Here is a 21,633-nt window from a genome sequence, read left to right as displayed (position 1 = left end):
GTTAACGTGCCCGTGAAGCCCCGTGAAAACGTTCAATTCGGGGTTGTTTCGCTTACAGAAGTGACGCGATGCAACAGCGCACCGTTCCGGCACGAAGCATGCATGAAAGGCCGTATTCACCGTCAAACCCACAGACGAGACACGGCATGCTTTCCATCCAACGTCACACCGAACAACGCCAGCAGCAAGCTCTCTCACCGCGCCTGCAACGCGCAGTGTGGCTGTTGCAGCTCTCATCGACGGACTTTGCGCACGAGGTGCAATCCGTCCTGGGTCGAAACCCGTTCCTCGAAGGCGAGGAGGGCGAAGGCAACGAGCCGAACGCGCCGGCCAACGGCGAGCGTGTCGAGCCCGATCGCGTGGCCGACAGCGCCGACGGTTTCGACGCCGACGGTCTCGAGGGCCTCGATGGTTCCCAGGTGATCTCGGCCCCCGACCTGCCGCTGCCCGATGGTGTCGACGCCTCGGCCGCCGAGGCCGCCGAGGCCTTGCTCGACGCGGTGAGCAACGACTCATGGCACGGCGATGGCCTGACCCGGATGCGCCGCGCCGAAGACGGCGACATCAGCGCGCTGGACCTGATGGCCGCCGAGCCAACGCTGGCCGCCCAGTTGCATGGGCAACTGGACCTGCTGTCGTTGCCCGAGCGCGACGCGGCGCTGGCGCGGGCGATCGTCGAATCGCTCGACGACGACGGCTACCTGCGCCTGTCGCTGGCCGAGATCGTCGACCTGGCGGAAATGACGCCACCGGCCACGCTGCAGGAGCTGAAGATCGCGCTGTGCCGCGTGCAGTCGTTGGAGCCGGCGGGGGTCGGCGCACGCAATGTGGCCGAATGCCTGACACTGCAGCTGCAGGCCGTCGAGTGCCCGGAGATGCGCGCGTTGGCCCGCACGATCGTCAACGAGCACATGGAGTCGCTGGCGCGGCACGACGTGGGCAAGCTGGCCCGCACGTTGCAGCAGCCGCAGGAGCGGATCGAAGCGGTGTGCGAACGCATTCGCCGGCTGGATCCGCGGCCGGGTTGGCGCTGCGGCCCGGCGCAGGTGCAGTACGTCGTGCCCGACGTGATCGTGCGCAAGGTGCGCGGCCAATGGGCGGTGCAGCTCAACAGCGCAGTGGTGCCGCGCGTGCGCATGAACCGCGTCTACGCCGAGCTGTTCCAGCGCCACCGGCGCGCCAACGACCAGGCGCTGGCCGATCACCTGAAGGAAGCGCGCTGGACCTTGCGCAACGTCGAGCAGCGCTTTGCCACCATCGTGCAGGTGGCCGAGGCGATCGTCGAGCGCCAGCACCGCTTCCTCGACCATGGCCCGATGGCGATGCGCCCGCTCGGCTTGCGCGAGATCGCCGATGCGTTGGGGTTGCACGAGTCCACGGTGTCGCGCGTCACGAACAACAAGTTCATGATGACGCCGATGGGTGTGTTCGAGTTGAAGTACTTCTTCTCGCGCGCGCTGACGACCGAAAGCGGCAAGACCTGCTCGGGCACCGCCTTGCGCAGCCTGATCAAGGACATGATCGAGTCCGAGTCGCCGAACGCACCGCTGTCGGACGCCGACATCGCGCGACAGCTGGCGCAGCAGGGTGTGCGGCTGGCGCGCCGCACGGTGACCAAGTACCGCCAGCTGCTGCGCATTGACCCGATCGAGCGGCGCCGCGGAAGGGCTTGAAAGGCCCTTGCCTGAGGGCGCGCGACGGCGCACACCATCACGGGCATACGGGTTGCTTCCGGTCCCGCAGGAACCCGTGATGCAAGCACCACCAAGCCCCGCCCTCGTCGTGCTGCTGCAAGGCTTGCGGCAGCAAGCCCTTCACGACGCGGGCCGAGACATCGCCATCGTTCGCGCCTGGCGCCCCGGCGTCGATCCGGCGCATGAAGGGTCGGATTGGCGGTTCGTCGCGCTGCAGGTGCTGACGGTGGCGGAGTTGTGGTCACCACCTGGTTCCTGATCGTCGGGCTGCTGCTGATCCTGATCGGCCTGACCGACACATGGCGGCGGGAGATGCCGGTGTGCGCGGCGGCGCTGTACCTCGTCGCGGGCCATTTGATCGGGCCCGAGGTCTTCGGCTTTCTCGATCTCGACCTGCGGCGCGATGCAGCGCTGCTGGAGCGCCTGACCGAAGCGGCGGTGCTGGTGTCGGTCTTCGCCGTGGGTTTGCGCTTGCGCCCGCCCTTGCGCGACAAGCTCTGGCGTGTGCCGTTGGTGATGGCCACGTTGACGATGGCGGTGACGATCGCGCTGATCTGCGGTGCCGGCCTCGTCATGGGGCTGGCGTTGGCGCCGGCGCTGTTGCTGGCGGCCGCGTTGGCCCCCACCGACCCGGTGCTGGCCTCGGATGTGCAGGTCGACCACGAGCACGACCGTGACCGTCTGCGCTTCAGCCTGACCGCCGAGGCCGGATTGAACGATGGCACCGCCGCGCCCTTCGTGATGCTGGCCCTCGGCTTGATGGGGCTGCACACCTTGGGGCCGTGGGGGGCGCAATGGTGGCGGCAAGATCTGCTGTGGCCCACGCTCGGTGGCCTGGCGCTGGGGTGGGGGCTCGGCTTTGCCTTCAGCCGCCTGGTGGTGTGGCTGCGGCGCGAGCGCGAGCAGGCGCTGGGCATGGAGAGCTTCCTGACCCTGGGCCTGATCGCGTTGACCTATGGCCTGGCGCTGCTGCTGCAGGTCTACGGCTTTCTGGCCGTGTTCGCCGCCGGCCTGGCGATGCGCCAGGTGGAGCGTCAGGACACCCCCAACGGTATGCCGGTCGTCGACGACGCGGCTCGGCTCGGCCCCGATGCGGCCGCCCACCCGCAACGGGCCACCGCCTACATGGCCAAGACGGTGCTGGACTTCACCCTGGACCTGGAGAAGCTGGCCGAGATGATCGTGATGATCGTCGTCGGCACGCTGATCCGCGGCGACGCATTCACGCCGCTGAGCATTGGCATCGCGCTGGCCGTGTGTTTCGTTGCCCGACCGCTGGCCGTCTTCGCGACCACACCGCGCATGGGCTTGACGCCCGGGCAGCGGCGGTTGGCCGCCTGGTTCGGCATCCGCGGCGTCGGGTCGATGTACTACCTGGCTTTCGCGGTCGCGCATGGTGCCAGCGGGCCGCAGATGGGGGTCGTGGCCGACGCCGTGCTGGTGACGGTGGTCTTGTCGGTGTTGTTGCACGGCTCTTCGGCCACCCCGGTCATGCGCTTGTATCGGCGCGCGCGGCGCCATGGCCGCTCGGCCGAGGGGTGATGCAGCGTTCAAGGCACAGCGCTTGCTGCCCAGTGGGCATGCCTGTACCCACCACGCCGAATCCCGAGTTGCCTCAGCACCCGCCGACACCCCCGGAGCCGTCACGCCGCCACATCGAAGACCCGGATCCCTGGCTGCCGCCGGTGCCGGTGCAAGATCCGCCGGCGCAGCCCCAGCCTTTGCAGATGTATTGCACGACCTGGTGCGACCCTTGCGGCCGGGTGTGGCGAGGGGCCGGGCCTCGCTTCTTCTGTTGACGCGTCGCCCGCTGGCGGGCCCGCCGGCGTTGCCATCGCACGAAAGTTGCCGCGACCACTGCCGAGCCTGCAGCGGCCGCCCGCAACCCACCAGGGAGCGCCCCATCATGTCATTCGTTGCGTCTTGCGAGAAAGGGTTGGCCTGCCTGGCCGTGTGCTGCTTGACGGCCAGTGTCGGCGTGCTGGCGCAAAACCCGGCTTCGGCGCCTGCACAGGGCCTGTCGACGATGGACTTGAAGTTCGTCAGGAACGCCGTGGCCGATGGCATGGCCGAGGTCGAACTGGGCAAGCTCGCCCAGCAAAAAGGCAGCAGCGGCCAGATCAAGGACTTCGGCGCGCGCATCGAGCAAGACCACATCCGACTCAACAACGAGTTGCGGGCCATCGCGGCGGCCAAGGGCGCGCCGTTGCCCACCGGCTTGTCGAAGGATCGTCTGACCATGCTCGAGCAGATGGGCAAGCTCGAAGGCGCCGCGTTCGACAACGCGTTCAGCCAGCACATGCTGGTGGGTCACCAGAGCGCCGTCTCCAGTTTCGACAAACAGGCCCTGGCCGCCGGCGATGCCGATCTCAGGGCACTGGCGGCCCGGAACTTGCCGACCTTGCGCGATCACCTGACCGCCGCGCGGGGGCTCGGCAACAACGCCACGCTTGGCAAGTGAAGGAATCGACGTGACACACCGGGTCGAATCGCACGTGGAACCACCCCCACCCGACATGGTGCCGCCACCGCCCCCGCCGGAACTGCCGGCCCAGCCGGGGGACCTGCCGGTCGAGGTGCCCCAACCCGAGCCGGCCTCGCCAGCGGGGCGCGGCCGCCAGGTGGGGCGGCCCGCGCCGGCACTGGCTCAGTGCTGAGCCGGTCTCAAGCCGCCGCTGCGCGGGCTTGATCGCGCAGCGTGCGCACCTGCAGGTGGTTGCGCTTGACGCCTTCGAATTGCCGCGCGACGACCAGGCGGCATTCCGGCGGAAGCGGCTCTTCGAGCGCCTTGCGGTAGCGGTCCAACGCGACGTCTTCGCCGCGTTCGCATTCTTCGAGCATCGCCAGATCGCTGTAGCCGGTCAGCGTGCCCTTCACGGCGACCCAACCGCGGTGCACCGCGCCGGTCGCGGTGCCGCCGTCGTCGGCCTTGCCGCCGTTTTGCTGGATCAGTGTCTGCAGCTCCGTCGCGGCCTGGCGGCATTCTTCGGCGCGGGCACTGAATACGCTGCGCAAGTTCTCGCCCTTCACATGTTCGGCGCAGCTGCGAAAGCCGTACTCGCCGTCTTTGCAGGTGGAGACAAGGTGGTTCAGCAGGTCGATGAGGTCCGAGTGTTCCATGATGGCCTTTCCAAATTCAGTTCAAGGATGAGCGACAGGGTGGGTGGTGGTCTGGCGCCCACGGCCGGCTTGCCAAGGGCGTCCAAAGCCCCAGCAGCAGGCTGCATGCCTGCAAGGCCGGGCAGCGGCCTCGTTCGTGTCAGGTACGTCGATTGCCGAATCGCCGCGATGACGCCCGCTTGCCACCATGTCCAAGACCGTCGCTGACCATCTGGTCGAACGCATGCGCCAGTGGAAGGCGGTGCGCGTTTTCGGCTACCCCGGCGACGGCATCAACGGCGTGATCGGTGCGCTCGAACGCGCGCGCAACGAAGGCGAAGGGCCGGCGTTCGTGCAGACCCGGCATGAGGAACTGGCCGCCTTCATGGCCTGCGCGCACGCCAAGTTCACCGGCGAGGTGGGGGTGTGCCTGGCCACTTCGGGCCCTGGCGCGATCCATCTGCTCAATGGCCTGTACGACGCCAAGCTTGATCACCAGCCGGTGGTTGCCATCGTCGGGCAGCAGGCCCGCTCGGCACTCGGCGGCGAGTACCAGCAAGAGGTCGATCTGGCCGCGCTGTTCAAGGACGTCGCGGCCGAGTTCTGCCAGATGGTCACCGTCCCGGCGCAACTGCGCCACGTGGTGGACCGCGCCTTTCGCATCGCGATCGACCAGCGCACGGTGACCTGCATCATCCTGCCGACCGATGTCCAGACTTTGCCGGCCGTGCCCGAGCCGCCGCGCGAGCATGGCACGTTGCACAGCGGCATCGGCCGCACAGCGCGCGCCGAGGTGCCGGGTGGTGCCGACCTGGCGGCCGCGGCCACGGTGCTGAACCAAGGTCAACGGGTCGCCATCCTGGTCGGGGCCGGCGCGCTGCAGGCGGGCGACGAGGTGCTGGAAGTGGCGCAATTGCTGGGCGCCGGCATCGCCAAGGCCTTGCTCGGCAAGGCGGTGGTGCCAGACGACCTGCCGTTCGTCACCGGTGCCATCGGGTTGCTCGGCACCGAACCAAGCTGGGACCTGATGGCCCACTGCGACACCTTGCTGATGGTCGGAAGCAACTTCCCGTATGCCGAGTTTCTGCCGAAGGAAGGGCAGGCACGCGGCGTTCAGATCGACATCGATGGCCGCCGGCTGGCGCTGCGCTACCCGATGGAGGTCAACCTCGTCGGCGACAGTGCACGGGTGCTGCGGGCGCTGCTGCCGCTGCTCGACCGCAAGGCCGACAGGCGTTGGCGCGAGCGCGTCGAGCGCAACGTCGCGCGCTGGTGGCAGGTGCTGGAGCAGCGTGCGATGGTGCCGGCCCATCCGATCAACCCGCAGCGGGTGTTCTGGGAGCTGTCGCCGCGCTTGCCCGACGACTGCGTGCTGACCTGCGATTCGGGCAGCGCCGCGTTCTGGTTCGCACGCGACCTGAAGATTCGCCGCGGCATGCTGGCGTCGTTGTCCGGGGGGCTGGCCAGCATGGGGAATGCGTTGCCCTACGCGCTGGCGGCCAAGCATGCCCACCCCGGCCGGCCGGTGATCGCATTGGTCGGCGATGGCGCGATGCAGATGAATGGCATCAACGCATTGATCACCGTGGCCCACTCGTGGCGGCGCTGGGCCAACCCGCGGCTGGTGGTGATGGTGCTGCGCAACGACGACCTCAACATGGTCACCTGGGAGCAGCGGGCCACCGAGGGCGAGCCGCGCGCCGGCATTTCGCAGTTCGTGCCGTCGTTCCCGTATGCCGACTATGCGCAGCTGCTGGGGCTGATCGGCATGCGCATCGATGCGCCCGAGGGGGTGGCCGCGGCCTGGGACGCCGCGCTGGCCGCAGACCGGCCGGTGCTGCTGGAAATGGTGGTCGACCCGAACGTGCCGCCTGCGCCGCCCCATCTGACGGCTCATCAGCTGCGTGCCTACGGCGCCGCGATGCTGAAGGGCGACCGCGATGCCCTGGCGACGGTGCTGGCCTCGGCGCGGCAATGGTGGGCCAGCCTGTTTCCGAACGTGGCGGACGCCCCTGGCGACAAAAAGTCGGCCGAGACACCGCGCCTTGCGCCGCTGACCGGTGCAGCGGTGGCCCACCCGCCAGCCGAGCCTGGTGAAGACGAATCTGCCGCGGGTGAAGAAGACCCGGGCGCCGCCCTTGATTCATTCCCATCGCGTGGAGGACCCGCATGAAAGTCGCGATCCTGGTCGGCAGCTTGCGCGCCGAATCCTTCAACCTGCAACTGGCCCGCGCGCTGACCCGCATGGGCCCGCAGGACTGGGTCTACCAATACGTCGCCATCGGTGACCTGCCGCTGTACAACCAGGACCATGACGCCGCGCCGCCGGAACAGGCCAGGCGGCTGAAGCAGGAGATCGAGGCGGCCGATGCGCTGCTGTTCGTCACGCCGGAATACAACCGCTCGATCCCCGGCGTCCTGAAGAACGCCATCGATATCGCCTCGCGTCCTTACGGCAAGAACTCCTTCGCCGGCAAGCCGGCAGGGGTCATCGGCACATCGATCGGCGCCGCCGGGACGGCCCTGGCCCAGCAGCACCTGCGCAACGTGCTGGCCTACCTCGACGTGCCGACGCTGAACCAGCCCGAAGCCTTCGTGCACTACCGCGAGGGCTTGATCAGCCAGGCCGGCGAGGTGAGCGACGACAAGACGCGGGCCTTTCTGCAACGCTGGGTCGATGCCTACCGCGCCTTCGTGGAGGTGCACGGCGCCGCAAGGCGTTGAGCGCCGCACGGCAGGGCGCATCGACGCGGTTTTTTCCTACATGCAGACGCTCCCGCGGAGGACCCGCAAGCCCAGGCACGAAGCCTAGAGTCAGTCCACCGGGCAGTCATCCGGTCCATCGAACGATTCCGCTTCACACCGCCCCGCGGGGTGCATACACAGCAAGGAGTTCCACATGTCCAAGAAGTCCCTGATCACCGCCGTTTCCACCGCAGCGATGGTGGCAACCCTTGGTTTTGCGTACGCTCAGAGCTCAGATGAAGGCGCGTACCCGAATGCCAACATCAACGGATCGGTCAACAACTCCGAACCGAAGCATTGGGCCCGCGACAGCGTCATCGACAACAACCCGTACGACACCGCGGCGCCAACTGCCGCCGGCCCGAGTTCGGCGTTGCCGGCCGACACGACGGCAATGCCGGCCGATTCGTCGATGACGCCGGCCGACAGCGCCGCGACCTCTTCGACCGCGACTCCGCCGGCTGTTGATGCGACGAGCCCGTGGGCCGCCGACACGACCAGCACGCCGCCTGCCACGACGGCCTCGCCGAGCACCTCGGCGCCCAACACCGTTGACAGCGTCAACCAGACCAACAGCAGCCTGTCGACCAACACCGCGCCGAGCGAGACTCACATCGACCTCAACTCGCCCAACGATCCCATCTACAACATGGGCAGGAGCAGCGACAGCGAACGCGCTCCGCGTCCGGACCGCAACTGACGCGCCGCTTCTTACTTGACACAGGGTGACCCGAGGCCCGACAGCGCGAGCAAGTCTGCTCGATGCCGTCGGGCCCTCGGCCGTCAGAGGAGACCCACCGCATGATGATCAGTCGCGATGTCACCAATGGGCTCAAGCAAGGGGTGCTGGTCGGCGCCGCCATCCTGGTGGTGGTGATACCGATGCGGCATCACCTGCTGCCGCAGCAGCGGCCTGCGCAGCTGGTCGATCCTTCGGCCGTTCTTGCGCCACCTCCGGCGGCATTGCCCGCTGTTCCGAAAGCGCCCCCCGAACCGGTGATCATCCAGCGCCGGCTGGACTGGAGCGGCGAAACCGCGTCGAAGGATGCGCGCCGCCTCGCCCAGTGGGTGGTCGATTCAGGCGACAACGGAGTGCAGCACTTCGTCATCCTCGACAAGCGCAACGCCCGCGTCTATGTCTTCGATCCCAGCGGCAAGCTGACGGGCGTCAGCCCGGTGCTGCTGGGCTATGCCGCCGGCGACGACTCGGCGCCCGGCATCGGCGCGAAGGCCGTGGCCGATGTCAAGCCGCAGGAACGCACCACCCCCGCCGGGCGCTTCGTGGCGGCGCGCGGGCGCAACACGCTGCAGGAGGACGTGGTCTGGGTCGATTACGACGCCGCGGTGTCGATGCACCGGGTGCGTGTCACCAACCCGAAAGAGCGGCGGCTCGAGCGCCTGGCCTCGCCGACGCCCAGTGACAACCGCATCAGCTACGGCTGCATCAACGTGCCGGTGAGCTTTTTCGAAGGCGTGCTGTGGCCGATCTTCCAGGCTCAGCCCGGCGTGGTCTATGTGCTGCCGGAGCTCAAACCCCTGACCGAAGTCTTCCCGGGGGTGCAGACGCCGTACCACGTCGTCTCCACCAGATCTCCTGGCAACTTTGTTTCCGGCGGGGCCATTTCCGCCACGTAAATCTCCCCCTGATTGCGGTAAATACGCCCACCAAGGCAGTCTGTTGTCGCGATTGCTTACCGTCCTTGCGTTTAGCATTTCAGCCATCTTGAGCCGGGTCCTCGCACCCGGCTCCTTCTTGATGGGCAAGGGAAGCTGGCGCGATGGGTGTGGTGGGATTCAAAGGCATGCGTCTGACATGCCTGGCGGCTCTGTGTTGGATCTCGGCAGCTGGTGCTTGCGCCGGCGTCGAGGCAACCGCCATCAAGGTCGACTTCCTCGAGGAGAGGGCTTCGGCCGATGCGCGTTTGATGGCACAAAGGGCCTTCGAGCATGGTGACGCCCAGGGCCGGCCGGTCGCCATCGTCGACAAGAGGAATGCCCAGATCTACGTTTTCGGCGCCGATGGCGTGCTGCGCGGCACCACGCCCGTCCTGCTGGGCCTGGCCAAGGGTGACGAGAGCGCCCCTGACATCGGCAAGAAGGCCGGCGGTTACATCCCCGCGATCGAACGCACCACCCCGGCCGGGCGCTTCGATTCCGAGCCTGGTCACAACATCAAGGGTGAAGCCATCGTCTGGGTCGATTACGACGCGGCCTTCGCGATCCACCGTCTGCGCCCGGCGCACCCGGCCGAGCGCCGCGCCGAACGCCTGGCCTCGCAGACGCCCGAAGACAACCGCATCTCGCAAGGCTGCGTGATCGTCAGCGGCGCGTTCTACGATCAGGTCGTCGCACCCACGCTGGGCCGCCAGCGTGGCGTCGTCTATGTGCTGCCCGACCTGCAGGAGTCGATGGCCAGCGCGACGGTCGACCGCAAGCTCTGACGCTCGGCATCGGTCAGAACATGAACCACGGCGGGCCTTCACAGGCCCGCGCTGCATTGTGCGGCCGGAAAAAGGCGCCCGCGCAAAGGACCAGCCCCCCGGCAAGCCCTTCGCGCGGGCTGCCTGGCTACCCCACACCCTGGGCGCGGGACAGTCAGGCGACTCACACGAGAGAAACTACTTGCGCGTGCCGGCGCCGGCGGTACCGCCCGACGACGCATCGCCCGGGCTGTCGCTGGCCTTGCCGGTATCTCCGGCCGGCGCGCTGGTGCGGCTGCGCTCGGCGCGCCACTGGTCGAATTCGGTCGAGAACTTCTTGTAGCGGTCCTGCCGCCAACTGCGGTAGTCCTCGTCCAGCGCACGCATCTGCTCGTTGCGCCATTGGTGGTAATCGGGATCGAACTGGTCGTCGTGACGGCCGCCCCAACCGGGTTCGGGCGACAGCGTGTCGCGCTGCAGGTAGTTGAAGTCCTGTTCACCGTGGCCGCCCCACTGTTCGGACGGATGGCTCCACTGCTCGCGCGGCGCCGGCCCGCCCCAAGGGCCGGCGGCCGTGCGCGATGCCTCGTGAGGCGCGGACGGGCCATAGCGCTCGTACGGTTCACCAACTGGGCGATAGCTGTCTTCGGCACTGCGGCCGTGGCGGCGACCCGCGTACTGCCCACCTTGCTGGCGATCGTACTGGCCGGGACTCCAGTCGGGCTGGCCCTGCTGGTCGCCGTAGCTGCCGCGGTCGCCGCCCCAGTCGGCGTTGGGTCGCCTGCCGTAGGCGAACTCGCGGTCGCGCGCCTGGTCGCGGTAGGTGTCGCGGGAGGCGCTGCCCTGTTCGCGGCTGCCATACTCACCGCCTTGCTGCTGGGGCTCGCGGCGGCCCCAGTGGCCCCAAAGATCGTCCTGCTCGCCGCTGCGTGGGCGGCCCCATGGGTCACGCTGATGCATCTGGCTTCCTTTCGGTTTGGGTGTTGCGGGTGCCGATCGCAGGCGCACCCTCGAGATGCGAGTTGTCGGCAATTCGCGTTCCCAACCACCGCCGAGCAAGGGCGCCCAGCGCTTTCCGGCCCTGCCGCCGGGCGCGGGGTCCAACCGGGGTCGGGCCGGGGCCGTCGCTTCCGGCGTGCACAATGTGCGCAAGCTGCCTCGGAATCGTGATTTCCCGGGCGCTGCCGCCCCCACCCACAATCCACCCCCGGGTCTTTCCGGTACGGGAAAGACTTTGTCGTCCTTCTGGGAGGTTACTTCAATGGAACAGCTTGCAAGACTTGTTGCGAGCGGCGTATTGCTGGCGTTTTTTTCACTGCCGGCTCAGGCACAGTACAAAGCCGAACTGCTCGAAACCACCAAGGCCTGGGGTTCGGTCGTGGCCGACTTCAACCGCGATGGCCATGACGATGTCTTCGTCAGCGGCCACCACTCGGAAGACCGCATCTGGTACTGGACACCCGGCGGCTACCAGCCTTCGAGCCAGATTTTCGACTGGGTCGACCGGCACGATTGCGATGCCGCCGACGTCGATCTCGACGGGCGGCTCGACCTGTACTGTGCAGTCGGCGCCGAGAAGGGCACCGGGCAAGGCCCGAAAGAGTTGTGGATGCAGGGGGCCGACGGCATCTTCACCAAGGCGACCGATTTCGGCGCCGAAGACCCGTACGGGCGCGGCCGGCTGCCGATCTTCCTCGACTTCAACCACGACGGCTACCCCGACATCTACCTGGCCAACCTGGCGACCGTTCGGGCCGATGGCCAGGTCAACATCAACCACCTGTTCCTGAACCAGGGCGGCAAGCACTTCATCGAAGCGACCACGCTGGCCACCGGCGACCGTGGCGCGCAGTGCCTGGCCAAGGGTGACATCAACCACGACGGCTGGGACGACCTGCTGGTCTGCCACGAGAAACGCGCCGGCCACCTCTACGTCAACAACCGTGAAGGGGACTTCGAAGAGTTGCTGACACCGGCGATCAAGGGCGAATGGACCGTCGCCAGGCTGCGCGACATGAACGGCGATGGCCACGACGACCTGGTGCTGATCACCGCCGCCAACCAGTTCCAGATCTGGCTGAACAGCGGCAAGGCGCCGTACTTCGAGAAGCCCGCGTTCACCGACACGCTGCCGGCGATCGGCGCGTCGTTGACGATCGGCGACTTCAATGCCGACCAGCGGCTCGATGTCTACGTCGTGTTGCAGGACATCGCGTGCCGGACCACGCTGCACGACAAGGCGGCAGACCTCGTCTACCAGGCCAAGCCGCGCAACGGCTGGCAAAGAACCCAGCTGGTGCAGGACTACCTCGGCTGCGGCCACCTGGCCGACACGGTCGATGGCAGCAAGGTGTTGCTGGAAAACGGCGGCATCGACGAAAAGGGCCCGAACTACGTGATCAGCTGGGGGAAGTGAGCGGCTCGCCGGGCGCGGATGGCAGGCTCACGTTCATCAGCGCCTGCAGCGTGGCGAGCGTGTCGGCCTCGTGCAACGGCTTGTCGTGGCGGATGCGCAGCATGCGCGGGAAGCGCACGGCAATGCCGCTCTTGTGGCGGGTGCTGCGGTTGATGCCCTCGAAGCCGAGCTCGAACACCAGCGTCGGCTTGACGCTGCGCACCGGGCCGAACTTCTCCAGCGTGGTTGCGCGGATGACCCGGTCGACTTCGCGGAACTCCTCGTCGGTCAGGCCCGAATAGGCCTTGGCGAAGGCCACCAACTGCAGCCCACCGGGCTGCGCGGGCTCGCGCCGCGCCATCGCGTCGACCACCGCCTGCGCTTCGGCCGCATCGTGCGGCATGCGGCTCCAGACCGCGAAGGTGTAGTCGGTGTAGACGCTGGCGCGCCGGCCGTGGCCGGCCTGGGCGTAGATCAGCACCGCGTCGACCGACAGCGGCGCGATCTTCCACTTCCACCACGTGCCTTCCGACTTGGTACGGCCGCTGCCGTAACGCGCATCGCCGTGCTTGAGCATGAAGCCTTCGACACCGCGTTCGCGCGACTGCTCGCGCAGCGTCGCCAGCTCGGCCCAACTGGCGCGCCGCTCGACCGGCGAGACCATCAGCGCCTGGCCCTTGACCTGTGCGGCCAGCGCTTCGAGCAGCGCGCGGCGTTCGCGCTGCGGCCGGTCGCGTTGGTCTTCGCCGTCCCATTCGATGATGTCGTAGGCCATCAGGCTGACCGGCGCCTCGGCCAGGATCTTCTTGGTCAGCGTCTTGCGGCCGATGCGTTGCTGCAGCAGGTTGAACGGCGCCGGTTGGTGGTGCTTCCAGACCAGGATCTCGCCGTCGACGACCGTGCCGTCGGGCCACTGGCCGGCCAACGTGACGATCTCGGGGAAACGCTCGGTGACCAGCTCTTCGCCGCGCGACCAGATCCAGATCTGCCCGGCGCGGCGCACGACCTGCGCGCGGATGCCGTCGTACTTCCACTCGACCAGCCAATCGTCCGGCTGGCCGAGGCGGGTGTCGAATTCGTGCAGCTCGCCTTCGAGCGCGTGGGCCAGGAAGAAAGGGTAGGGCTGGCCTGAGTCGGCCGGGGCCTGGGTGGCCTCGTTCGACAACAGGGCGCGGTAGGCGCTGGCATCGGGCCGCGCCGACTTGTCGGTGTAGCCCATCATGCGTTGCGCCACGAGCTTGGCATCCACCCCGGCGTGGGCGGCCAATGCACGTTGCACCAGCAACTTGCTGACGCCGACGCGAAAACCGCCGCCGATCAGCTTGGTCAGCAGGAAGCGACCCGTCGTGTCCAACTCGGCCCAATAGCCGGCGATGCGCTCGGCCTGTTGCTCGGGCGTCGCCCCGCGCAGCGGCAGCAGCCGGCGCTCGATCCATTCGGCCAGCCCGACATCGCTGGTCCGGGTCGCCGTCGGCAGCACATGGGCAATCGTCTCGGCCAGGTCGCCGACCGCCTGGTAGCACTCGTCGAACAGCCACGGCGCGATGCCCGCCTGCTGCTGCGCCAGCTCGGCCAGCATGCCGGTGGGAACGACCTGGCGCGGCTTGCCGCCCGACAGGAAGTACACCGCCCACGCGGCGTCGGCCTCGCAGGCCTGCGCGAAGTAGCGCTTCAGCGCGTCGACCTTGGCGTTGGTGGCGGTGCTGGCATCGAGCTCTTCGAACAGTTGGGAGAAGCGCTTCATTCGTTGCTCTGGACGTCGCCGGTGGGCTTTTCAGCGTGTGCCCGCTCATCGTCGTACTCGGTCTGGAACGCACCGGCCCGCAGCCCCTGCTCTTCGAGCCAGCGCACCATGATCGCCTCGTAGCCGTGGGTCACGATCACGCGTTCGGCGCCGGTGGCCGCAATGGCGCGTTGCAACCCGGGCCAATCGGCGTGGTCGCTGAGCACGAACCCGCGGTCGACAGCGCGGCGGCGGCGCGCGCCGCGCAACTGCATCCAGCCGCTGGCGAACGCGTCGCTGTAGTCGCCGAAGCGTTTGGTCCAGGCCGAGCCTTGCACCGATGGCGGCGCGACGACCAGGGCGCGCGACAGCGCGGTCTTGTCGACTTCGGTTGCATGGTGTGTCGGCGGCAGGCTCACCCCGGCTGCGCGGTAGGCCTCGTTCAACGGCTCGACCGCGCCGTGCACGACGATCGGTCCTATGGCCGGGTCGACACCGGCGAGGATGCGCTGCGCCTTGCCGAAGCTGTAGCCCATCAGCAGGCTCGCGCGCCCGGCCTCGGCGTTGGTGCGCCACCACTGATTGATGTCGTCGAACACCGCCCGTTGTGTCTGCCAGCGGTAGATCGGCAGGCCGAAGGTCGATTCGGTGATGAAGCAGTGGCAGCGCACCGGCTCGAACGGCTCGCAGGTGCTGTTGTTGTCGTCCGCACCCGAAACGAAGTAGTCGCCCGAGGCAACCCAGACCTGACCACGGTGTTCGACACGCACCTGTGCCGAGCCCAGCACGTGGCCGGCCGGGTGCAGGCTCAGCCGCACGCCATGGTGCTCAATCACTTCGCCGTAGCCCAGGGTCTGCAGATCGATCTCGCCCAGGCGTGAACGCAGCACGCCTTCGGACTTGGCGGCGGCCAGGTAGTGGCCATGACCGAAGCGCGCGTGGTCACCATGCGCGTGGGTGATGACCGCGCGGGCCACCGGGCGCCAGGGGTCGATGTAGAAGTCGCCGGGTGGGCAGTACAGGCCCTCGGGCCGCTGGACGATCAGATCCATCGATCGGAGACTATCGCAAGCGATGAGCTTTGGTCGCCGAAGGGCTTACCGGCTGACACCGTGCTGTCAAGGATTCGCCCTAGCGTATGCGCCCTCAATCGGCCCCCTCCTACCCACCCGAGGCCGATGCTTCACCACCCACGAGGAGTCACCGCATGACAGAAGCTTCCCGCCGTTCGTTCCTGCAAATGATGGGCGCCGGCGCTGCCGCCGCCGGCGCGTTGCCGCCCAGCATCGCCCGTGCACTGGCCATCCCGGCGAACCGCCGCACCGGCACGATCAACGACGTGGAGCATGTCGTGATCCTGACGCAGGAGAACCGTTCGTTCGACCACTACTTCGGCACGCTGCGCGGCGTGCGCGGCTTCAACGACCCGCGGGTGATCAAGCTGCCGTCGGGCAAGAGCGTGTGGCACCAGCCGAGCGGCAACGACGAGTTGTTGCCCTTCCGTCCGCCGGTGGAAAACCTCGGCCTGACCTTCCTGCCGGATCCGCCGCACGGCTGGAATGACGGCCATGGCGCCTGGAACAAGGGCCGACACGACCAGTGGGTGCGCTACAAGGGCCTGAGCGCGATGACCTACCACGTGCGCGACGACATCCCCTACCACTTCGCGCTGGCCGATGCCTTCACCGTCTGCGACGCGTACCACTGCTCGCTGATGGGCCCGACCGACCCCAACCGCTACCACCTGTGGAGCGGCTGGGTCGGCAACGACGGCAAGGGCGGCGGCCCGGTCATCACCAACGCCGAAGCCGGCTACGACTGGAGCACCTACCCCGAGCGGCTGCAGCGCAACGGCGTGTCGTGGAAGGTCTACCAGGACGAAGGCGAGGGCCTGGATGCCGCCCACTCGTGGGGCTGGACGGGCGATCCGTACATCGGCAACTACGGCGACAACTCGCTGCTGTACTTCCACCAGTACCAGAACGCCAAGCCCGGCAACCCGCTGGCCGATCGCGCCAAGACCGGCACCCGCATCAAGAACCTCGGCCGCGACCCGAACCGCCTGATGGACATCTTCAAGCAGGACGTGGCCCAGGGCAGGCTGCCGCAGGTCAGCTGGATCACCGCGCCCGAGGCCTACACCGAGCACCCGAACTTCCCGGCCGACTACGGCGCCTGGTACATCTCGCAGGTGCTGGATGCGCTGACCGCCAACCCGGCGGTCTGGAGCAAGACGGTGCTGCTGGTCAACTACGACGAGGAAGGTGGCTTCTTCGACCACATGCCGCCGCCGGTGCCGCCGCAGACCGCGGCCCAAGGTGCCTCCACCGTGTCGACGATCAACGAGATCTTCCCGGGCGACTCGGGCTACTCATCCGCGCCGTACGGCCTGGGCATGCGTGTGCCAATGATCGTGGTGTCGCCGTGGAGCAAGGGTGGCTGGGTCAACTCGCAGGTGTTCGACCACACCTCGGTGATCCGCTTCCTCGAAGCCCGTTTCGGCCAGGGCAAGCCCGACCTGACCGAGGCCAACATCACGCCGTGGCGCCGCGCGGTGGCCGGAGACCTGACGTCGGCCTTCGACTTCGCGAACCCCGACACCGGCGTGGTGCCGCTGCCGAGCACCGACGCGTACTTCCCGCCCGACCTGGACCGGCACGAAGACTACGAACTGAAGCCGCCAACCGACGACAAGCTGCCGCAGCAGGAACCCGGGCTGCGCCGCGCGCGGGCGTTGCCGTATGCATTGCATGCACGCGGCCATGTGGTGGAGTCGGACGGCAGCTATCGGCTGCGATTCGGCAACGTGGGCAGTGCGACCGCGGTGTTCCAGGTGCATTCGGGCCGCGCGAGCGACCTGCCGCGCAGCTACACCGTCGAGCCGGGCAAGAAGCTGTTCGGCAACTGGGCGGTGAAAGCGCAAGGGGCCAACACCTATGACCTGACCGTGCGCGGGCCGAACGGCTTCCTGCGCGGCTACAAGGGCAGCGTCAGCGGCGACCAGAAGGCTCGTCTCGACGTGCGCGACGTCTATGCGGCGAAGAGCCAGGTGCTCAAGCTCGACCTGCACAACCAGGCCAACCGCAAGGCGGTGGTGCGTGCGCTGGACCGCTACAGCGGCCAGAGCCAGTCGATCGAGCTGGCGGCAGACCAGCGCGGCATGTTGCAGTGGGACCTGGTGCCGACCTTCGGTTGGTACGACATTGTGCTGAGCGTCGACGGCGACGCCGGCTTCGAGGTGCAACTCGCCGGCCACATCGAGAACGGCCTGCCCAGCTCCAGCGACCCGGCGCTGGGCAGCTTGAAGCGCAGGGTCTGATCCGGATGCGAAGGCCGCGGCGTGGCGCCGCGGCGGCCGCTCACATCAGGTCGAGCAGCTCGGCAGGCAGCGTCTCGAGCACTTCGCGCACATGGCAGCCTTCGCGCAGATCGAGCGACGACAGGATCCAGTCGCGCTGGTCCCTCGGGCCCAGGATCTGCGGCAGCGAGTCGCGTTTGAAACTGGGTTGGAATTCCGGCTTGAAGTGAATCGCGTTCAGGTGTGATGACATCGTGTGAGCTCCCGTGGTTCATCCGGCCTGTGGGCTGCTGCGATCCTGGTCGAGCCTGCTGCCTTGGCCGTTGGACGCCATTAGACTGGGCCCACGGCTGTCGCAAGCCCAGGAAAAGCGGGGCGCTTGGCAGGTTTCTCGAAGCAAAACGCCAGGCTCCCTAGGCGACGCTGAATAAGCCCACGCGAGGCTGCGTGCCCTGGTTTGGGATGGGCTGCAAGGCGCAAACCACAGCCATAGCTCGTGCTATGGCGAGGATTTGCAACGCAGCAGACCGCCCAAAGCGGGGATGCGCGGCCCGCGTGGGACTTGTTCAGCGTTGCCCTCTAACCCGTTACGCCGATGGCATTCACTCCATGAACCCAGAAGACATCGTCCAGCGCCAGCTCGACGCCTACAACCGCCATGACCTTCAGGCGTTTGTGGCCACCTACGCCGAAGATGCCGAGCTGTACCGCGTGCCGGCCACCACCCCGGCCTTGACAGGCCGACAGCAGCTGGGTGATTTCTACCGCGACTCGCGCTTCAACCTGCCGAAGCTGCATGCCGAGCTGGTGCACCGCATCGTGCTGGGCGACAAGGTCATCGACCATGAGCGCATCACGGGCTTGCGCGATGGGGTGGTCGAGGCGGTGGCGGCCTATGTCGTGCGCGACGGGCTGATCCGCAGCGCCTGGATGTTCGCGCCGGAGTAGGGCGTTGCGGCCGTCGAAAGCGGCCGACATTGGACGCCGCCGAGCCGCCCGAGTCATTCAGGAAAACCTGGGTGAGTCCATCGAGCCGCACGGGTATCTTCCCATCCGGTCGCCGCCAGCCCCCTGCTGCACGGCCCGATCCGGGGAGAGACCATGCTGCACCTTCGAACGAAGCTCGCCGTACTGTGTCTGATCGGCCTGATGGCCGACGCCGCGCTGGCGCAGGCGAATGGCGCGTATTCCCATGAGCGGACCGTGGCCGTCGCGCGGCCGGACTGGATGGCCGGCGTGTCCGGCGGGCGGCGGCTCCACGAGCTGAGCTTGCCGGGTACGCACGACAGCGTCACCGGCGAATACACCGGCATCGTGCCGGGTGTCGAGACGCAGACGCTGGGCCTCGCGGCGCAGCTCGAAAGCGGCGTCCGCGTTCTGGACATCCGCTGTCGCCACATCGGCAACGCATTCGCGATCCACCATGGCATCGTCTACCTCGGGCGCAACTTCGACGACGTGCTGGGTGTCGTCACCACCTTCTTGCGCCAGCATCCGACCGAGACCGTGGTGATGCGGGTGAAGGAAGAGCACGAGCCGGCCGACAACACCCGCAGCTTCCCGGAGACCTTCGACGCCTACTGGCACGACCCGCGCTATGCGCCGTACTTCTGGGCGCCGAACTCGAACGACCCATCGCTCGACGAAATCCGCGGCCGCATCGTCGTGCTGCAGGATTTCAGCCTCACGCCAGCGCTCTACGGCATCGATTACGGCTCGCTGAACATCCAGGATGACTACGTCGTTTCCAACATCACCGCGCAGTACGACAAGTGGCTGAAGGTCAAGGCGCAGCTCGACCGTGCATACCAGGCCCAGGGCACATGGCACACGCCGTACATGAACTACCTCAGCGGCTCCACCGGCGTGCTGCCGTACTTCGTCGCGAGCGGCAAGGTGACGGCGAGCACCTCGTCGTCGCAGTTGCTCACCGGCTTGACGACGCCGTTGTTCAAATCCTGGTGGCCTGACTTCCCCCGCGTCGGCTGCTTCTGGGGCATGTGCTCGATCGCCTACGACGGCACCAACCACCTGGCGTACAAGTACCTCGTGGGGGCGCCGTACTCGTTGCGCTATGCGGGTCTTGTCATGGTGGACTATCCGGGGCCGGACCTGATCCAGTCCGTGATCCAGCTGAACTTCCGTTGAAGGTCTTGATGCGGGGCTCAGAGCGCTGAGATGCGCACCCAGTCGATGTACAGGTGCATCGTGTCGAAGGCGTAGTCCATGCCGGGCCATGGGGCGGGCCAGTTGCCCACCCAGAGTGGCGCCTTATGTGAGCTCACGTGCTTGACCGTGGAGGTCTGCAACACGCCATCGACGTACCAGTCGATCCGGCGCTCGCCCTTGTGGGTGTTCCAGTCCCAGCGGAAGACGTGGAACTTCCCGTCGAACGGATCGACCTTGGACTGCCAGTTGATGTAGGTCGCGTCGGCGTCCGAGTCGCTGTGGCTCCAGGTGTTGAAGCCGAGCGTCTTTCGCCACGTGGCCCAGTCGGGCGGCCGGTTCATGTGCGCCGGCATCTCGATATCGATTTCGGTGTACACGCGTCGATCGGGCGGATCCGGCTCGTTCAGGCTGTCGTAGTAGTTCCAGATGCACGAGCACCCATGCGGCCCGGGCAGCGTCTTCATGCGGACTTCGTAGCGGCCCGCGCCATAGGACCGGGCCGTGATCAACAGGCCGCCTTGGCGGTGCGGGCCGGCGTGGAGGTCACCGTAGATCTTGGCGTCGACGACCGTGAGCTGGGTGCCGTTGTCGTCATAGGTACCGAGGCTGATGTTCTCGGGCCGGACCGGGTACTTCTGCGCGATGTTGGTGTTGCCGATGATCCACTTCCGGGGGTCGATCTTCGGCCCGTTGAAGTCGTCGCACAGCAGGTAGCTGCCGACGCATGGGTCAGCGGCCAGGCTGTCGGCGGAGGCTTGGGCTCGGGCGCCATGGCCGGCGAGCAACAGCATGCTCGCGATCAGGGCGAAGGGGGCCAGCTTCGTGGATGTCAACGGCGTCTCCTCCGGCATCAGTGTGGGTTCGCGTATCGGCAGCGACTGCCGCGCAGGCGGGAATGCCCCCGATCACCGATTCTGAAGCCGCCGTTGGCGCCGGGCTTGAAGAAAGCTGCTGCACCGGAGTGATCAAGTGTGTCGCCACGTCACTTGGGACGCGGCCGCTCGAGGCCGCGGTCCGGCTGGCTGAGCCGACCGGCGCGCAGATCGCCGATCGCATGCGCCAAGGCGCGCGCCACGTTGCGCACCTCGTCCTGCATCGCCTCGTCGCGGTCCAGCGCCTCGTGGCTCGTCGCGTAGGGCTCGTAGTAGCCGATCATGCGGTCGAGCCGGCTTTGCGGGCCGGCGTCGATCAGACCCATCCAGTCGAGCCAATCCGACAGCGAACGGCGCACGCCTTCGATGCCCGCGACGTCGCCATGCACGACGACGCCATAGCAGCGGCCGGCCAGGTGCTGAGGGTACGGCCAGCCCGTCAGCTCGAGGGCCTTGGCCTCGTCGGCTTTCTTGCCGTGCGTCGAGGTCGGGTCGGGGTTGCCGCCATCGGCGCAGACCAGCCGGTCCATCATCAGCTTCAACGGGCTGGTCACCTGGTACCAGTAGACGGGGGTCAACAGCAGCACGCCGTGCGCCGACACCCAGCGCTCATAGATCTCGGCCATCCAGTCGCCGGTCTGGCCGAGCGCGTGGTTGGGGTAGCAGCTGCAGGGCCAGTGGCACAGCGGCATCGCGGTCGAGACGCAGCCCTTGCAGGGGTGGATGTGGCGGCGGTAGTCCGAGGTCATCAGGCTCAGGTCCAGCACATCGGTCTCGATACCGTCGGCCTTCAGCACCTCTTGGGCCAACTGCATCAGGCGGTAGGTCTTGGACATCTCGCCCGGGCACGTGCCGTCGTTGCGTGCCGCACAGACGACCAGCAGCGCACGCGGCGTCGTTCGCGCATCGGCCCAGCGCGCTTGCGCCGCCTGCAGGCGAGCGCGCGTGGCCAGCCAGTCGAGCGACAGCTCGTAGTCGGGGTCGGCGAAGCCTTCACCGGCCTTCTGCGTATGCGGTGCCTTGCGGCCCCCGTCGAAGGCCTGCCAGGCGATCGCCTCCAGCCGCGCGATCGCCCCGCGTTCGGCCTCGAAGGCCGGGTCGGCAAAGGCATCGCGAAATCGTTCACCGAAGGCTTGCCGGTCGATGGGCGATGGCGCCTGGCCTTTGCGGATCGGGATGGTCATGCCGCCGCTCGGCAATCCGGGTGCCCGAACACCC

The 21,633-nt window shown here is 67.5% G+C and carries 20 protein-coding genes; 13 read left to right on the top strand and 7 right to left on the bottom strand.

Features of this window, described 5'->3' with window-relative positions:
- Nucleotides 1-146 precede the first annotated feature (146 nt).
- From rpoN to VFY73_RS19440, 4 genes are all read left to right on the top strand, one after another.
- Nucleotides 147-1,673, top strand: coding sequence for an RNA polymerase factor sigma-54 (gene rpoN, locus VFY73_RS19455; protein ID WP_329721852.1), 1,527 nt, complete (start codon nucleotides 147-149; stop codon nucleotides 1,671-1,673).
- Nucleotides 1,674-1,752: 79 nt separating this feature from the next.
- Nucleotides 1,753-1,953, top strand: coding sequence for a hypothetical protein (locus VFY73_RS19450; RefSeq protein WP_329721850.1), 201 nt, complete (start codon nucleotides 1,753-1,755; stop codon nucleotides 1,951-1,953).
- Complete coding sequence (locus VFY73_RS19445) at nucleotides 1,932-3,236, top strand: cation:proton antiporter (RefSeq protein ID WP_329721848.1); 1,305 nt, start codon at nucleotides 1,932-1,934, stop codon at nucleotides 3,234-3,236. Before VFY73_RS19450 ends, VFY73_RS19445 begins: the two co-directional genes overlap by 22 nt.
- A 364-nt stretch (nucleotides 3,237-3,600) precedes the next feature.
- Entirely contained in the window at nucleotides 3,601-4,155 is a 555-nt protein-coding gene (locus tag VFY73_RS19440; RefSeq protein WP_329721846.1) for a DUF4142 domain-containing protein, read from the top strand.
- Nucleotides 4,156-4,358: 203 nt separating this feature from the next.
- Here the strand turns inward: VFY73_RS19440 and VFY73_RS19435 are convergent, their stop codons facing one another.
- Nucleotides 4,359-4,814: a PA2169 family four-helix-bundle protein gene (locus tag VFY73_RS19435; RefSeq protein ID WP_329721844.1), complete on the bottom strand. Its 456-nt coding sequence runs from the start codon at nucleotides 4,812-4,814 to the stop codon at nucleotides 4,359-4,361.
- Nucleotides 4,815-5,001: 187 nt separating this feature from the next.
- On the opposite strand from VFY73_RS19435, the gene VFY73_RS19430 reads away from it, so the two are divergent.
- The 5 genes from VFY73_RS19430 to VFY73_RS19410 all read left to right on the top strand — a co-directional run bounded on the left by VFY73_RS19430 (nucleotide 5,002) and on the right by VFY73_RS19410 (nucleotide 9,979).
- On the top strand, nucleotides 5,002-6,966 hold the full coding sequence (locus VFY73_RS19430) for a thiamine pyrophosphate-requiring protein (protein WP_329721842.1): 1,965 nt from the start codon (nucleotides 5,002-5,004) through the stop codon (nucleotides 6,964-6,966).
- Nucleotides 6,963-7,517, top strand: coding sequence for an NAD(P)H-dependent oxidoreductase (locus VFY73_RS19425; RefSeq protein WP_329721840.1), 555 nt, complete (start codon nucleotides 6,963-6,965; stop codon nucleotides 7,515-7,517). Before VFY73_RS19430 ends, VFY73_RS19425 begins: the two co-directional genes overlap by 4 nt.
- 175 nt (nucleotides 7,518-7,692) lie before the next feature.
- Nucleotides 7,693-8,238 (top strand): hypothetical protein, encoded by a 546-nt coding sequence (locus VFY73_RS19420; RefSeq protein WP_329721838.1) that lies wholly within the window; start codon nucleotides 7,693-7,695, stop codon nucleotides 8,236-8,238.
- 101 nt (nucleotides 8,239-8,339) lie between these two features.
- Nucleotides 8,340-9,173 (top strand): hypothetical protein, encoded by an 834-nt coding sequence (locus VFY73_RS19415; RefSeq protein ID WP_329721835.1) that lies wholly within the window; start codon nucleotides 8,340-8,342, stop codon nucleotides 9,171-9,173.
- 290 nt (nucleotides 9,174-9,463) lie between these two features.
- Nucleotides 9,464-9,979: a L,D-transpeptidase gene (locus tag VFY73_RS19410; protein ID WP_329721833.1), complete on the top strand. Its 516-nt coding sequence runs from the start codon at nucleotides 9,464-9,466 to the stop codon at nucleotides 9,977-9,979.
- Between the two features lie 177 nt (nucleotides 9,980-10,156).
- Here VFY73_RS19410 and VFY73_RS19405 read toward each other — a convergent pair whose 3' ends face one another.
- A complete protein-coding gene (locus VFY73_RS19405) occupies nucleotides 10,157-10,918 on the bottom strand; it encodes a hypothetical protein (protein ID WP_329721831.1) in 762 nt (253 codons plus the stop codon).
- A 301-nt stretch (nucleotides 10,919-11,219) separates the two neighbouring features.
- Here VFY73_RS19405 and VFY73_RS19400 point away from each other — a divergent pair, with 301 nt between their 5' ends.
- Nucleotides 11,220-12,374, top strand: coding sequence for a VCBS repeat-containing protein (locus tag VFY73_RS19400; RefSeq protein ID WP_329721829.1), 1,155 nt, complete (start codon nucleotides 11,220-11,222; stop codon nucleotides 12,372-12,374).
- Here the strand turns inward: VFY73_RS19400 and VFY73_RS19395 are convergent.
- A complete protein-coding gene (locus tag VFY73_RS19395) occupies nucleotides 12,358-14,097 on the bottom strand; it encodes an ATP-dependent DNA ligase (protein ID WP_329721827.1) in 1,740 nt (579 codons plus the stop codon). The genes VFY73_RS19400 and VFY73_RS19395 overlap by 17 nt on opposite strands.
- Nucleotides 14,094-15,128 carry a ligase-associated DNA damage response exonuclease gene (locus VFY73_RS19390; RefSeq protein ID WP_329721825.1) on the bottom strand — a complete coding sequence of 345 codons (1,035 nt, stop codon included), beginning with the start codon at nucleotides 15,126-15,128 and terminating at the stop codon, nucleotides 14,094-14,096. The genes VFY73_RS19395 and VFY73_RS19390 overlap by 4 nt, the downstream gene beginning before the upstream one ends.
- Nucleotides 15,129-15,283: 155 nt before the next feature.
- Between VFY73_RS19390 and VFY73_RS19385 the strand changes: the two genes are divergently transcribed.
- Nucleotides 15,284-17,395, top strand: a complete 2,112-nt coding sequence (locus VFY73_RS19385; RefSeq protein ID WP_329721823.1) for a phosphocholine-specific phospholipase C — start codon at nucleotides 15,284-15,286, stop codon at nucleotides 17,393-17,395.
- A gap of 40 nt (nucleotides 17,396-17,435) precedes the next feature.
- Here the strand turns inward: VFY73_RS19385 and VFY73_RS19380 are convergent, their stop codons facing one another.
- On the bottom strand, nucleotides 17,436-17,627 hold the full coding sequence (locus VFY73_RS19380) for a hypothetical protein (RefSeq protein WP_329721821.1): 192 nt from the start codon (nucleotides 17,625-17,627) through the stop codon (nucleotides 17,436-17,438).
- Nucleotides 17,628-17,983: 356 nt separating this feature from the next.
- Between VFY73_RS19380 and VFY73_RS19375 the strand changes: the two genes are divergently transcribed.
- Together VFY73_RS19375 and VFY73_RS19370 are read left to right on the top strand one after the other, a co-directional pair.
- The gene (locus VFY73_RS19375) at nucleotides 17,984-18,322 is read left to right on the top strand and encodes a nuclear transport factor 2 family protein (protein WP_329721819.1); all 339 of its coding nucleotides are present in this window, start codon (nucleotides 17,984-17,986) and stop codon (nucleotides 18,320-18,322) included.
- Nucleotides 18,323-18,475: 153 nt separating this feature from the next.
- A complete protein-coding gene (locus VFY73_RS19370; protein ID WP_329721817.1) occupies nucleotides 18,476-19,522 on the top strand; it encodes a phosphatidylinositol-specific phospholipase C in 1,047 nt (348 codons plus the stop codon).
- Nucleotides 19,523-19,539: 17 nt separating this feature from the next.
- Here the strand turns inward: VFY73_RS19370 and VFY73_RS19365 are convergent, their stop codons facing one another.
- Both VFY73_RS19365 and VFY73_RS19360 read right to left on the bottom strand, forming a co-directional pair.
- Nucleotides 19,540-20,376 carry a glycoside hydrolase family 16 protein gene (locus tag VFY73_RS19365; RefSeq protein ID WP_329721815.1) on the bottom strand — a complete coding sequence of 279 codons (837 nt, stop codon included), beginning with the start codon at nucleotides 20,374-20,376 and terminating at the stop codon, nucleotides 19,540-19,542.
- A 149-nt stretch (nucleotides 20,377-20,525) separates the two neighbouring features.
- A complete protein-coding gene (locus VFY73_RS19360; RefSeq protein ID WP_329721813.1) occupies nucleotides 20,526-21,599 on the bottom strand; it encodes a flavodoxin family protein in 1,074 nt (357 codons plus the stop codon).
- Nucleotides 21,600-21,633: the final 34 nt, after the last annotated feature.

The organism is Ideonella sp. (assembly GCF_036277275.1).
GTDB lineage: Bacteria > Pseudomonadota > Gammaproteobacteria > Burkholderiales > Burkholderiaceae_C > Ideonella.
Note: the sequence above shows the minus strand (reverse complement) of the source record. Positions and strands in the feature narration are given on the sequence as shown.

Coding starts and splice junctions, on each gene's coding strand:
- rpoN (WP_329721852.1), top strand. CDS start 147: ATGCTTTCCATCCAACGTCACACCGAACAACGCCAGCAGCAAGCTCTC.
- VFY73_RS19450 (WP_329721850.1), top strand. CDS start 1,753: ATGCAAGCACCACCAAGCCCCGCCCTCGTCGTGCTGCTGCAAGGCTTG.
- VFY73_RS19440 (WP_329721846.1), top strand. CDS start 3,601: ATGTCATTCGTTGCGTCTTGCGAGAAAGGGTTGGCCTGCCTGGCCGTG.
- VFY73_RS19435 (WP_329721844.1), bottom strand. CDS start 4,814: ATGGAACACTCGGACCTCATCGACCTGCTGAACCACCTTGTCTCCACC.
- VFY73_RS19430 (WP_329721842.1), top strand. CDS start 5,002: ATGTCCAAGACCGTCGCTGACCATCTGGTCGAACGCATGCGCCAGTGG.
- VFY73_RS19425 (WP_329721840.1), top strand. CDS start 6,963: ATGAAAGTCGCGATCCTGGTCGGCAGCTTGCGCGCCGAATCCTTCAAC.
- VFY73_RS19420 (WP_329721838.1), top strand. CDS start 7,693: ATGTCCAAGAAGTCCCTGATCACCGCCGTTTCCACCGCAGCGATGGTG.
- VFY73_RS19415 (WP_329721835.1), top strand. CDS start 8,340: ATGATGATCAGTCGCGATGTCACCAATGGGCTCAAGCAAGGGGTGCTG.
- VFY73_RS19410 (WP_329721833.1), top strand. CDS start 9,464: ATGGCACAAAGGGCCTTCGAGCATGGTGACGCCCAGGGCCGGCCGGTC.
- VFY73_RS19405 (WP_329721831.1), bottom strand. CDS start 10,918: ATGCATCAGCGTGACCCATGGGGCCGCCCACGCAGCGGCGAGCAGGAC.
- VFY73_RS19400 (WP_329721829.1), top strand. CDS start 11,220: ATGGAACAGCTTGCAAGACTTGTTGCGAGCGGCGTATTGCTGGCGTTT.
- VFY73_RS19395 (WP_329721827.1), bottom strand. CDS start 14,097: ATGAAGCGCTTCTCCCAACTGTTCGAAGAGCTCGATGCCAGCACCGCC.
- VFY73_RS19390 (WP_329721825.1), bottom strand. CDS start 15,128: ATGGATCTGATCGTCCAGCGGCCCGAGGGCCTGTACTGCCCACCCGGC.
- VFY73_RS19385 (WP_329721823.1), top strand. CDS start 15,284: ATGACAGAAGCTTCCCGCCGTTCGTTCCTGCAAATGATGGGCGCCGGC.
- VFY73_RS19380 (WP_329721821.1), bottom strand. CDS start 17,627: ATGTCATCACACCTGAACGCGATTCACTTCAAGCCGGAATTCCAACCC.
- VFY73_RS19375 (WP_329721819.1), top strand. CDS start 17,984: ATGAACCCAGAAGACATCGTCCAGCGCCAGCTCGACGCCTACAACCGC.
- VFY73_RS19370 (WP_329721817.1), top strand. CDS start 18,476: ATGCTGCACCTTCGAACGAAGCTCGCCGTACTGTGTCTGATCGGCCTG.
- VFY73_RS19360 (WP_329721813.1), bottom strand. CDS start 21,599: ATGACCATCCCGATCCGCAAAGGCCAGGCGCCATCGCCCATCGACCGG.